This window comes from Trichocoleus sp. ST-U2, assembly GCF_039961875.1.
In the GTDB taxonomy this organism is placed as follows: Bacteria; Cyanobacteriota; Cyanobacteriia; order Cyanobacteriales; family FACHB-T130; genus FACHB-T130.
In genome coordinates, this window is the sequence record NZ_JAMPJY010000020.1 from 50,112 (window position 1) to 63,068 (window position 12,957).

General features: G+C 48.1%; 11 protein-coding genes. 6 read left to right on the forward strand and 5 right to left on the reverse strand.

Annotation, left to right across the window (positions count from 1 at the left end; genetic code table 11):
• Positions 1 to 57 precede the first annotated feature (57 nt).
• The 4 genes from NC996_RS14900 (at position 58) to NC996_RS14915 (ending at position 2,980) form a co-directional block, all read left to right on the forward strand.
• Positions 58 to 741, forward strand: a complete 684-nt coding sequence (locus NC996_RS14900) for a hypothetical protein (RefSeq protein ID WP_199300328.1) — start codon at positions 58 to 60, stop codon at positions 739 to 741.
• 3 nt (positions 742 to 744) lie between these two features.
• Entirely contained in the window at positions 745 to 1,398 is a 654-nt protein-coding gene (locus NC996_RS14905) for an FHA domain-containing protein (protein WP_190430660.1), read from the forward strand.
• Between the two features lie 112 nt (positions 1,399 to 1,510).
• A complete protein-coding gene (locus tag NC996_RS14910; protein ID WP_190689017.1) occupies positions 1,511 to 2,554 on the forward strand; it encodes a UDP-N-acetylglucosamine--LPS N-acetylglucosamine transferase in 1,044 nt (347 codons plus the stop codon).
• Between the two features lie 258 nt (positions 2,555 to 2,812).
• Positions 2,813 to 2,980: a hypothetical protein gene (locus NC996_RS14915; RefSeq protein ID WP_190414399.1), complete on the forward strand. Its 168-nt coding sequence runs from the start codon at positions 2,813 to 2,815 to the stop codon at positions 2,978 to 2,980.
• 107 nt (positions 2,981 to 3,087) lie between these two features.
• Here the strand turns inward: NC996_RS14915 and trmFO are convergent, their stop codons facing one another.
• The 5 genes from trmFO to ctpA form a co-directional block, all read right to left on the reverse strand.
• Complete coding sequence (gene trmFO / locus NC996_RS14920) at positions 3,088 to 4,488, reverse strand: FADH(2)-oxidizing methylenetetrahydrofolate--tRNA-(uracil(54)-C(5))-methyltransferase TrmFO (RefSeq protein ID WP_190689020.1); 1,401 nt, start codon at positions 4,486 to 4,488, stop codon at positions 3,088 to 3,090.
• Between the two features lie 147 nt (positions 4,489 to 4,635).
• Positions 4,636 to 6,135: a site-2 protease family protein gene (locus NC996_RS14925; RefSeq protein ID WP_190430663.1), complete on the reverse strand. Its 1,500-nt coding sequence runs from the start codon at positions 6,133 to 6,135 to the stop codon at positions 4,636 to 4,638.
• Positions 6,136 to 6,154: 19 nt separating this feature from the next.
• On the reverse strand, positions 6,155 to 6,400 hold the full coding sequence (locus NC996_RS14930) for a hypothetical protein (RefSeq protein WP_190430664.1): 246 nt from the start codon (positions 6,398 to 6,400) through the stop codon (positions 6,155 to 6,157).
• A 126-nt stretch (positions 6,401 to 6,526) separates the two neighbouring features.
• The gene (locus NC996_RS14935) at positions 6,527 to 9,475 is read right to left on the reverse strand and encodes an ATP-binding protein (protein ID WP_190689023.1); all 2,949 of its coding nucleotides are present in this window, start codon (positions 9,473 to 9,475) and stop codon (positions 6,527 to 6,529) included.
• A gap of 656 nt (positions 9,476 to 10,131) precedes the next feature.
• Positions 10,132 to 11,367 (reverse strand): carboxyl-terminal processing protease CtpA, encoded by a 1,236-nt coding sequence (gene ctpA / locus NC996_RS14940; RefSeq protein ID WP_190689026.1) that lies wholly within the window; start codon positions 11,365 to 11,367, stop codon positions 10,132 to 10,134.
• A 181-nt stretch (positions 11,368 to 11,548) separates the two neighbouring features.
• Here ctpA and petB point away from each other — a divergent pair, with 181 nt between their 5' ends.
• Both petB and petD read left to right on the forward strand, forming a co-directional pair.
• On the forward strand, positions 11,549 to 12,217 hold the full coding sequence (gene petB, locus NC996_RS14945) for a cytochrome b6 (RefSeq protein WP_190430667.1): 669 nt from the start codon (positions 11,549 to 11,551) through the stop codon (positions 12,215 to 12,217).
• Positions 12,218 to 12,427: 210 nt separating this feature from the next.
• Entirely contained in the window at positions 12,428 to 12,910 is a 483-nt protein-coding gene (petD, locus tag NC996_RS14950) for a cytochrome b6-f complex subunit IV (RefSeq protein ID WP_190414392.1), read from the forward strand.
• The last annotated feature ends 47 nt before the right edge of the window (positions 12,911 to 12,957 follow it).

Consider the following 12,957-nt stretch of genomic DNA (forward strand, 5'->3'; position numbering starts at 1 on the left):
TGCAAACTGTTACTAAATAAAGAAAGGATTTTGGTGGAAACTTGAACAATGAATAACATGAACAGAACATTTTTCTCCGGCTTAGCTTTGGCAGCGGTAATACTGCTAGCTTCTTGTAGTAATTCTGTTAAGCAGGCACCAGAAGTATCTACAACATCTAACCCGCAAACATCTCCAATTGCTCAAAATAATTCGTCAGCGGTGACGACTAATACAGAGAAGATAAAATTTAAACAAGAGGGGGGTGCGGAAGATTTTGCCCTGAAACCAGAGGCGGATGGGGCAAAATTGCTTGATGGAAAGGACAAAGAATTAGCTCGATTTAATGTTGATGGTGGGGGAAAAGTAAAAATCAAGAATCCGGCCGATCAAGTTTTAGGCTACGTTGTAAAAAGAGAGGGTTACTGGAAGATTGAGAATGCAGATCAAACAAAAGAATTGTATGTTTTGCGAAGACAGAATGATGGAGATTACAAGTTAGAAGATGCGACAGATAAAGAAATTTACAGAATTAAAGCGCGAGATTACGGTTTTGAGGTTGAGTCACCGGATAAACAGTCGCTTTACAAGGTGAAAGTAAAGAATGGTAAAACTTCTCTGATCAATGCAGCCGATAAACCAGTTTTTTCTACAAAATCTCAGGTAAGCGCAATTGCGATCGCTAGTTTCGGATTCGACGTTTTAAGCAAAGAACAAAAAGCCGCTTTAGCTTACGCAGTTAATCGTTCGGGAGGGAAATAATCCTTGCAAATTCAACTGAGTTGGATAGATCCAGCCACCGGCGAAAGACGAGAACCCATGTTAGAAACGCCTGTCGCCTTGGGCCGAGAATTTGCCTCAATGCCCCAAGAAATTGATGGCAATCGGGTTGCTAGAATTGTGTTAGCCAACGAGCAAGTGGCTGAATATCATGCTCTAATTGATGTAGCGAATGGCGAGTTAATCGTAGTCGATCAAAATAGCAGTACTGGCACCTTAATTAACAGCGTTCGGTTGCCCAGTAGTACGCTAATAGATGGCGATCGCTTGCAAATTGGCCCCTACGAAATTCAACTCAATCCCAGCAGCAGCCAGACTACCAGTTCATCGGGAATCGGTGCAAGTGGAGAATGCGATCGCATGGTGGGATTTCTCTTCAAACGTCGCTGCGGACGCACTACAAACATTGGCTGTCCTTATTGTAGTTACCCAGATAATAACCCCTATTACTACGATTATTCCTATTACTCTGGATATGGTAACTACAATCGCGGTTATTGGGGCAGCAACTACTATGACAACCGCGATCGCTATGATTATGACCCGGAAACTGGCAATGTCGATTTCACCGAAGCAGACAATATGAGTCTAGAAGGGGAAATGGATGCCGATTTTGAGATGGATATGGGGGCAAGTTAAATTTTTAACGCAGAGGGACGCCAAAGATAACGCAGAGGCACACCAAGAAAAAACGATTCCTTAACGTACCTTTGCGTTTACCTTTGTGTTCTTTGCGTTGAAAACTCCAAAAATGTCAATTTGGTTAATTTATGCTTTGGGAGGCGGTTGGGGACATCTTACCCGTAGCTTATCTCTCGGACGAATGGCTACCCGTTACCATTACGTCAAAATTCTTACGAATACCCCTTATGCAACTTACTTGGGCGGTGAGGGTTGCGATGTGCAAATCATTGCACCTGACGCTGGTTTTGGGGCGACTTGCGAACAAGTGCGGGATGTTTTATTAAACACCCGGTACGACTGTTTAATTGTCGATACTTTTCCTCGCGGGTTGGGTGGTGAGTTGGCAGATATTTTGCCCCAGTTAAAGCACATTCCCCGAATTTTAGTTCACCGCGATATCACCCCAGCTTATATTCACCGTTTTGAGTTGCGTTCTTTTGTTAAAGAAAACTTTGATGCGGTTATTGTGCCGGGAGATGGAGAAGATTCGCCGCTAGCAGATTTACCAATTGTCTATTACACCAGTCCCTGGTTAATTCGCAATGCTGAGGAACTGCCAGATAGAAAAAAGGCGCGATCGCTACTTGGTCTTGATGCATTGTGTCATAAACCTGGCGACTGTAAGTCGCAGCTACACAAACAAACCCCACCAGCGGAGGTTAGAAAAAAGATTATCCTTGTCTGTGCCGCCGGACAAGCTTCCGAATTATCTTTCTTTGGTAAGTTATCAACTCACCTAGATGCAGCGTTTCCAGAGGCAACGGTGCGTGTCTTAGCACCCGTCTGTCCAGATGGATGTCCGCCGCAGTTCTGGGTGTCTCATTCGCCAGGAATTGAATGCCTCCCATCTGCTGATGTCGTTGTCGGCGGCGCTGGTTATAACACGGTTCATGAATGTGCTGCGGTAGGCGTCCCGTTAGTTGCTTTTGCTTTTAAGCGACTATATGACCGTCAAAAGGTTAGGGCTTTGCGATGCGCCTACTGTGTTGAAGAGATTGAGGACGCGATCACGACTGTGGCAATGCTGCAAAATCAGGTATCCAATCGCCCTGCGGATTATCCTAATGGTGCTGTAGAGGCAGTACGGCTAATTGAGAAACAATTTACCTGAACGCACAGATTTCCATTATAAAAATATACTATCAAAAAATCATTTGTACAAGCTGCTTTAGGTAATTTAAAGCCTAAAAAAGCCTTAGCAAAAGATTGTTAAATTCAATTCTTAAGCAACCAGTTCTGCTTGTTAGACAACTGAGTATAAAGCTATTAAGTATCGCTGTATACATTTATTTGATAATTCTTAAGTTAGATGAAGTTTCTGGCAATTGTAGCAAACTGGGTACTAAATAACCATAAACCATTAACAACCATGAAAACTAACGAAGCAACCAATCGTGGGGCTACCACTGAGCAAGGTGAAAGTAAACAGGAGCTTAATCAAAAAACCTCTAAGCAATTTCTTATCAGCACGACAATCGGAGTATTAACAATTCTCGTGGTTGCTGCAAGTTATTATTTCGGACTCATGGGATCTTAATGCTACTGAGGAAGGTGGATCAAATCACTTACACTCATTCCCATTCTGTAGGGGATGGCAGCGCCATCTCCCTATGCAAAATGGGAAGTTAATTAAATCCCCGTTCCTTATTCAATGGAAGCGCTTGTTGCTTCTCGTTCCAAGCTCAGCTTGGGAACGAGCAATTTAGCCGCAGCTTTCCAACTCGCTAAATCGGCAAAAGAGCGATCGCGATAAACTCCATATCGCTCCTGCTTATTGCGAATCCGAGTCGGCAGTTCCGGCAAAATTCCGAAATTAGGCGGCATTGGTTGAAAATGCTTTGATGACGCCGAACTAATAAATTCAAACAACGCCCCCATCATCGTCGTTCCTGGTAGCGTTAGCGGATCTTTGCCCAAAGCCAGCCGCGCCGCATTCGTCCCTGCCAGCCAGCCACCCGCCGCCGCTGCCGTATAGCCCTCAGTCCCCACCAATTGCCCCGCCGCTAGCAACGTGGCACGTTTGTGGAATTGCAAAGAAGGTTTTAACAGTTGGGGCGCATTAATAAACGTGTTGCGGTGCATCACACCCAGCCTCACAAACTCAGCATTTTCTAACCCTGGAATCAGCTGAAACACTCTCTTTTGTTCGCCCCAGCGCAAATTCGTCTGAAATCCGACTAGATTCCACAACTGCCCCGCCTTATCTTCTTGACGCAACTGCACCACTGCATAAGGACGTTGCGACTGATTTTCTGGAGCGCGGAAATCGCCTTTACGGGCATCAAACAATCCCACCGGCTTCAACGGGCCATAACGCATCGTATCTTCCCCCCGCTGCGCCAGTTCTTCAATCGGCAGACAAGCTTCAAAAAACTTAGCCGTTTCCCGCTCAAAGTCTTTCAGTTCCGTTTGTTCAGCCTTACAAAGTTCCTGCCTAAAGTGGAGATATTGCTCCCGATTCATCGGGCAATTGAGATATGCCGCGTCTCCCTTGTCGTAACGAGAAGCCAAGAAAGCCACATCCCGGTTAATCGATTCTCCCACCACAATCGGGCTGGCGGCATCGAAAAAGCTCATGTATTCCATGCCCGTGAACTGCTGCAAATCTTCAGCCAGATCGGGACTGGTTAGCGGGCCACTGGTGAGGACGACAATGCCTTCTGTGGGGATTTGGCGCAATTCACCGCGTCGTAACTCAATCAGGGGATGATTCGCGAGGATTTCTGTCAATTCGCGGCTAAATACGCCCCTATCCACCGCCAAGGCACCCCCAGCGGGAACCGCGTGTTCGTCGGCTTTACTAATAATCATTGAGCCGAGACGACGTAATTCTTCATGCAAAAGACCGGCTGCGCGATCGCTCGACATTGCCCCAAAGGAATTACTGCACACCAATTCTGCCAGGTGTTCGGAGTGATGGGCGGGGCTAAACCGTAACGGTCGCATTTCGTGCAGCACCACTGGCACACCCGCATTCGCAATTTGCCACGCCGCTTCCGTCCCCGCTAAACCACCACCTATCACCTGAATCGGCTGTTTTTCCATTGTTCTTATTCCTTTGCTAATGGCTAATGAGAGTGATGAGTTCCAAGAAAATTCTTGAATTCACAACTCATAACTCAGACACGATTAATCGCGTCTCCCTTAAAAATTTTTACCAATTACCAATTACCGTTTACTCAATTATTTGAATCAAACCTTCAACAACTGCGCGAGATTTCCTGGCACTGGCAATAGAATGCTCACTAAAAGCGCCAAAACTAACAATCCCCAGAGATCGCGCTTGTTGTCAAGTTCGCTTACATCATTCAGCGCCGGTTCATCAGAAACTGGCATCAAGAATAAGAATATTGCCCAAATAAACAAATCTGGCTGAACTAAAGACAATCCCAGCATCAGCAGTCTGCTAATTTGACCAATCATCGCCCCATTTCGTTGTCCAAACATGGCATGGACAATGTGACCGCCATCCAGATGTCCTACCGGCATCAACTTAAACGCTGTCCAGATAAAACCGATATAAGCCGCCACTCCCACTGGGTGAAGCTTGATTGCCATGTTTGCTGTCAGTTCAGATCCCAGCGCCCATTTACTTAGCAAAGTTAATAACAGGGAAAACCGGGGATTCAAAGAAGTGAAGTTTAAGATACTCGACTGCTCCGACACAGCAACCACATCCGAGTGGGCTAATCCCCAAAACAATAGCGGTAACGTCACCAAAAAACCAGCAACGGAACTAGCAATGCCCAAATCGAATAACGCTTTGCGACTGGGTACGGGCGATCGCCGCCCAATGAACGCTCCAAATGTGCCCAAGAAAAAAGGAACGGGGATAAAGTAAGGCAGCGTGGTGCGAATTTTGTAATATTGGGCACTCAGGTAATGACCGAGTTCGTGGATGCCTAAGATAGCCACCAATGCCAAAGCATAGGGCAGTCCTTTTAACAGCAAAGCTGGGTTAGATTGCAGTGCGGCGTTAGAAACTTCTGAAATTTCCACCCCAACTAAAGTAGTGGTAAACAAAGTTACAAGCAGCAGCCCTAAGGCTAAAGCCGGTCGTTTTAAAGGTTCGGTTTGCTGCTGTGCCTGCGAGTGAGCTTGGGGATTGGGAACCAGTGCGAAGAACGGACTCCCATTCAAACCTTCTTGAAAGACAACAAAGAAGCGATCGCCAAATAATTTCTCAATATTCTCCCGAATTGTCTGGTACGCCACCTCCGGATTCGTTCGCAACTTGCCGCGACAAATTACCGCTTGGGGTCGGTAATCGATGTTCTGGAGGTAATAGATAGACCAGGGAAAGCAATTGCGAAGATTCGTTTCTTCCGTTTTATCAATCGGACGGACAGTACTTCCTGCGTCGCTAGCAGAAACAGGCTGTACCTCAGATGGATTCTGAGCTTGTTCCGCCACCATTTCTTGCGGTTTTGGCGGCGGGGTAAAATCTCGACGCCCCCACTGAATCAGCAGCCAGTACAATATCGGGCAAATGATAAACGGGGCAATCTCCAAAGCTGGCGGCATTCGCTTATCTTCACCGTAGACCAAAATCCAGGCACTCCAAATGAATGCCGGTGTCATCATCACCATCCACAAAAGCCAGATTGGGGTTCGGGTGATGCTGGCAACACTGCGCTTCACGATGAAGTAAGTAAACAGTCCTAGTAACAGTAGGAGCAACCAGAGTTCCATGATCTAAATCTGAATTGGTCTACAGGAGAATTAACTGGCTAGCAATTAGCCATTCCAGATTGGCAATTAACGTGCCAGCCAATTGCTTAAAAGAGCAAAGTGCAAGCAGATTCTCCAGAATACAGCGCCACCATCCCGACTTATAACCCCTCGAAGGAACAGCCGCATCCAGCACGTAAAACTTTAACGGGCTATCCTTGACACCATCCTTAACACCATTTGTGCATCTCCACCCAATCGGGACACATCGGATGGAACACCCCATTCCATTGTAGAAAACCCAGGGGATATCCCGACCGATTGTTTTGAAGGTTTGCCGAAAACAAAGTCGGGAGTCGCTAGATGTCGCTAGATTTTATTTATTCTTTGCGACCGATTCTCCCTCACCCCTTCACTTTGGATTTTGGGCTAGAAGATAAACCACGAATACCGTTCCCGCATCTACCTCTGAATGGAAGCTAATCGTGCCGCCATGCATCTCCACCAACTGGCGAGTTAAAGCCAATCCCAACCCAGTCCCTTCGTGCTGCCGATGCAGAGAGCTATCAATTTGTTGAAACGCCTCAAACAAAAGATGCTGTTTCTCCATCGGAATCCCAATTCCCGTGTCTGCCACCTCAATCATCGCCTGGTTACTTTCACACTGCATCCGCAGCCATACCTCACCCCCTGGTGGTGTGAACTTTACCGCATTCGAGAGTAGATTCAGCAAGATTTGCCGCACGCGCCGTTCATCCCCCCAAAATTCATCGGCGGGAGGCAACTCAGCGAAATCCCCTGTTAGCTTCACCTGTTGGACTTGAGCCTTTTCTTGCAGCAGTTCCAAACTTTCAATCCCTACCTGACGCAGAGAAAACTGACTGAGGGTTAAAGACGCCTTACCGGATTCAATCTTAGATAAATCGAGAATATCGTTAATCAGCTGCAACAGGTGCTGTCCGCTATTGTGAATAATCTTGAGATATTCTTTCTGTTTTCCGCTCAGTTCGCCAAAATACGGTTGCATTAAAGCGGAGGACATCCCAATCACAGATGTGAGCGGTGTCCGCAATTCATGACTCATGGTTGCTAGAAACTCAGTTTTCGCCTGAGAAGCTGCATTCGCAGCAGTCAAGGCATCTTGCAACTGCTCGGTTCTCAGAGATAGCGCCTGCTTCGTCTCCACTAGCTCCGTAATTTCACGGAAAGTCCCCAAGCAAGCATAAACCTCACCATTAGAGTGCTTCAACGGCACCCTGGAAGTGTCGAAGTGGTGAATCCCATCTGGGAAAACTAGGGTTTCCTGTTCGTGTAGCGTTTCTCCCGATTCAAAAACCCGCAAATTTTGTTTGGCAAACGACTTAGCAATCAGAGGCGGGAAGCATTCTAGAATCGACCGATCCTGAACGGCATATCGGTTGTCAAACCCCATCCTTTGAGCAAAAGCATGATTGCAAAAGCGCAGACGCAGATTCTCGCGCTCGACCACAAAAATGTAGTCTGGGTGAGCATCAAAGAAACTTTCCAGCTCAGCGGTGCGTTCTCGTACCAAGGCTTCTAGGGTTTGGTTTTGCGCCTGAATTTGTTGGTAAAGGGTTGCTTGGTAGATAGCGATCGCTAGTTGGTCGGCAACGGTCGTGATAAATCTTAACTCCGACTCGTGCCAGTAACGGGGAAATTGATCCTGAGCGAAGGTTAAGCAGCCCCAAATCTTTTGCTGTCGGTGAATTGGCACCATTAACCAAGCGCCCGGATATTTTGCCGCCAAAGAGCGATTCATCGGGTCATCCACTAAGCGCGTATCGCTCACCTGGACAACCTGTAGATTTCGCAGCGTTCTGGAACAACAGTTTTTTTGATCGGGAACGATCAAGTTCATGGCTGTGAGGATATCAGCATGAGCGCGATACTCAGTCAGCGGCTTCCAACACTGCTGTTCCTCTAAATACTGAAAAATCAAACATCGATCTGCCACCAAAAGATGACCCAGTTCCAGCGTCACCGTTTCAAAGATATGGGACAGTTCTAAAGAGGCCCGGATTTGGGCAACCAGCCGATTTAATAGCGCCGCATGAGTAATTCGTTCCTCCGCTTGCTGGTAAAGCGTCGCCAGGTTGTGTCCTCGCTCTACCAATTGCAGCGCCAGATGCAGTAATTGCCGCTCTCCCGGTTGCCACTCCCGCTTCTCATCCCATTGCTCAAGCAGTAGCAAACCAACCAGTCCAGACGCACCGTGTAGAGATGCCATCTCTCGCGGCTCGATTTTCTGCGGGTGTGTATGCAACCAGGTCAAAAAGATAGATTCGGCAGCCGTTGAGCCAATGTTTCGCTCAGTTGCCCAAGGATTGCCCTGATGATGTTTGAGAAGGCACTGTTCGATGTTTGCCCATTCAGGATCGTGAGTTTGCCGAGCCGAAAGGGGGATAGATGAATCGTGGGCGATCGCACTCCACAAGGTACGCTCATCTTTGGCGCTATAGAACGCAATTAAACACCGACTAACCCCAAAAGTCTCTTGAATCAACACCGCCGAACGCTGCAAAATTACCTGCGCTCCCTGGCTTGACCAGCTAATTCGTAGCAGTTCTTGGAGTAACTTTTCTGGCTGTTGCCAACTCGGCACTACAGCCTGGGGAATGGGGGGTTGGACAAGGTGCGCCTGGATTCCCGGCTCCCTCAACAAGGCGGTTTTTATCTGAATGTCGGTTGTAGGGTTGCCGATTAAACTCGCCCCAGCACTGCTACAAGCATCTGTATCTGCTTTTTCTGGAGTCTGAGTGCTAATTTGGCTGGTTAAGATAGCACTCACCAGCGTTGATGTGAATTCGCTCTGCAAAGCTGGGAGATTGGGTTGAGGGAACCAATCGGCAATGGCTCGCTCGAAAAGAGGGGAGATTTCTGGGGTTAAGTGCAACCCGCGAGAAATTTCGGCGCAAATACTGCCCACAATCGCCGGATCGAAGCCAAAACACAGCTCGTAAGGATTGGCGTTTAGTTCAGAATTCTCAGTGGTTTTGTAGCTGTGCAACATCACATTGAAGCGATCGCCCAGTCCCAAAATTACCAACGAGGGCACCTTGCTTTGAGTCTCTGGAGTTGAGCTAAGGGTTCGAGTTAACTTCCGCAGCTTCAACGAACAAGGCAACCATCTGTGTTGATTCTCACATTTATTCTCGCAATGGGTTGCTGATGGCTTCCCCATTGCCAGATTCAAAAAACAGTTGGGTGGGGTCAGCAGCTCCGGCAAACCCAAAGCACCTGCTTTTGGGGATGCATACCCGCACCGCGCTCCTTTTGATTGTCTCTCCGGGCACAGGTCGCTCGGAGTAAAGTCAGACTTACCCCCGGCGATGAGTACCACTCTGGAATCTGGTTGTGAAGCTAAAAACTTCAGCAATGAGTGGGCAACAGATAAAACTGTTGACCGACTGATAGAGTATCTAAGATCGTTTGCCAGGAAAACCATGAGCGCGATCGCTATATTTAGGGGTAAAAACTCTCACCAGTGGTAGGCGTGCCTTAAAAATTAAGCAATCGCATGGGCCCGTGCGATCGCAGTTAAAACCCACTCAGCCTCAGATTTTTCTAGAATCTATTTCCACTCAAGCCGAGCATTGCTTGATTCCCAATTTACACTGCTCTTTCATTGTGGAATCAAACTTACTGCACTCGCTTCGGTAAATGCACTATTAAGTTTTATCTAGATTTTCTTTTTTTGCGATTTTGGTATTACTCACAACAGAAATAAAAAAACTGAAGGCTGTTATTATCAGCCGTTAGGCGATATCCGTTAATGTTTATAGTCGTTGTGTTCGGTGCGAAGCACGGACTAAGCACTAAGCAAGAATTCTCTCAATCCATCTGCCCCTGAAGCACCTGTGCCTCTTCAGTTCCTCAGTCCTAACTCCTAACTCCTCAGCCCTCAGCCCTAACTCCTCAGCCCTCAGCCCTCAGTCCTCAGTCCTAACTCCTCAGCCCTCAGTCCTCAGCCCTCAGTCCTCAGTCCTGACTCCTGAATCAAGCCGCATCGGCAACGACCGCATTAGCGGTTAACACCTCCAACGCCGTTTTGTATTGCTGGTCTGCTTCCGTACCCACCTGGTCAAGCGTAATTGGCTCCAGAGGCACTTCCCGATCTGGCGTAATGCCTAGCTTGTTAATATCGTGATGGTTTGGCGTTTCGTACTTGGCAACCGTCACCGCCAATCCTGACCCATCTGAGAGGTCAAACAATGATTGAATTAAGCCTTTGCCAAAAGTTCGAGCGCCTACCAATTGGGCACGACCATTATCTTGAAGTGCCCCAGCCAGAATCTCGCTAGCACTGGCGCTTCCCTGATTCACTAAAACAACGAGAGGAGCGTGGGTAAGAGCTGGTGCAGACGCCTCAAAACTGCCCAGAATGCCTTGTCGGTTGACCGTATAGACAATCGTGCCTTCATCCAACCACATCCGGGCAATCTCAATACCTGCCTGCAAAAGCCCTCCTGGATTATTTCTCAAATCGAGCAGATAAGCTTGTGCCCCTTGTTTCTCTAACTTGGTAACGGCATTCGCCAGCTCAGTTGGGGCATTGGCACTAAACTGGCTCAGGCGAATGTAACCCACCGGGAAGCTAGAACTGCTGGAATCTAAGACTGCATAAACAGGGTTGAGGGCAATTCGCGATCGCACTAGCGTAATTTCTTCAGGCGTTTTTGTCTCCCGTTGCATCAGGAGCCTTACCTCTGTGCCCGCAGCGCCCCGCATCCTCGCGGCGGCTTCATCGAGGGTCAGTTGGGCACTCTGGATGCCATCAATTTCCAGGATGCGATCGCGCGATCGGATTCCCGCCTTCGCAGCAGGCGAACCGTCAATCGGTGCCACCACTTGCAACTCGCCCGTCTCGGCATCAAGGGCAATTTGCAGTCCCACCCCTTGAAGCTCTCCGGAAGTATTCACCTGTAAACTTCGGTACTGGTCAGGTTTTAAAAACCGCGTGAACGGATCTTCCAGAGTTTTGAGCATATTTTGAATTGCCGTGTAAGTCGCCTCACGATTAGACAGAGGCTGCTTGATCGCCTTCTGACGAGCCATCCACCAGTTTTGTTGATTGAAACTGTCATCCACGTAAGCATAGTTGACAATTCGCCATGCTTCCGATAAAAGCTGCTGTTCCTCCGTTAAAGCGATCGCTGGCGAAGTCCACCAACTTAACGTAAAGATAGTTTGTATGATTAGTACGAATACAACCCTTAACACTCGTTTGTGCATGACACAGAATCCCCCTTTCGGGCTATGTTACATTTTTTGTAGAGGCTACGCCTAGACTTCTCTCTATCGCGGTGTCTACCGATCCCCATTGCAGCTTCATGCCCCCGAAAAGAGCGGAAAACTGTCTCATGGGGTTGGCTCGTGTCAAAAACAGCAATAAATTTTTAGGAACTCTGGGTTCATGTTTTCTAAGCAGGTAACTGATTCAAAAGCCTACAACTGGTTTGAGGAGCGTCTGGAGATTCAGGCGCTTGCCGATGACGTCAGCAGCAAGTATGTGCCTCCCCACGTAAATATCTTCTACTGCCTGGGTGGAATTACACTGACTTGCTTTTTGATCCAGTTTGCCACTGGATTCGCCATGACGTTTTACTACAAGCCGACCGTCACCGAGGCTTTTTCCTCCATCCAGTACCTGATGACGGACGTCAACTTCGGTTGGCTGATTCGCTCCATCCACCGCTGGTCTGCCAGCATGATGGTGCTGATGATGATTTTGCACACCTTTCGGGTTTACCTCACCGGCGGTTTCAAAAAGCCCCGCGAGTTGACCTGGGTGACGGGTGTGACTCTGGCTGTGATCACCGTTTCTTTCGGCGTCACCGGCTATTCACTTCCTTGGGATCAGGTTGGTTACTGGGCCGTTAAGATTGTCTCTGGCGTCCCTGCTGCGATTCCCTTGGTCGGCGATCAAATCGTCGAGCTGATGCGCGGGAGTTCCAGCGTTGGACAAGCCACTCTGACACGCTTCTACAGCCTGCATACCTTTGTGCTGCCCTGGCTGATTGCCGTCTTCATGTTGCTACACTTCTTGATGATTCGCAAGCAAGGCATCTCTGGCCCATTGTAAAAAGTACTGAGTGCTGTAGAGACGGGATATCTCCGTCCCTACAGCAGGGCAAGAGATATCCAGCCCCTGTCCAACGCCCAATGGGGAGAGGAGAGAAAGTGGGAAAGTCATTTTTCTTCCCTGCATCATCTATCCCCCTATTACCCCCTGACCACTTTGCCTCTTGCTTAGCTCAAAGCTTTCAAAACGCATAGGAGAACACATACAACAATGGGAACCCAAAAAAAGCCGGATCTAACCGATCCGCAGTTACGTGAAAAACTTGCCAAAGGCATGGGTCATAACTACTATGGCGAACCCGCTTGGCCCAACGACCTACTCTACATTTTTCCTGTAGTAATTATGGGGACGATTGCACTGTGTACGGGTCTGGCTGTGCTTGACCCAGCGATGATTGGCGAACCGGCAAACCCCTTTGCTACCCCTCTGGAAATTCTCCCAGAATGGTACTTCTGGCCTGTTTTCCAAATTCTGCGGATTCTACCCAATAAACTCCTGGGTATCGCCTGCATGGCAGGGATTCCTTTGGGCTTGATTCTCGTTCCCTTCATTGAGAACGTTAACAAATTCCAAAATCCCTTCCGTCGCCCAGTCGCCACGGCGGTTTTCCTGTTTGGAACCTTCTTTACCCTCTGGTTGGGTATCGGTGCCACCTTCCCCATTGACAAATCTCTGACATTGGGTCTGTTTTAAGACAATTATTTGTTACCTTTGACGCCTGTGGGTTTCAAAAGCAGTGC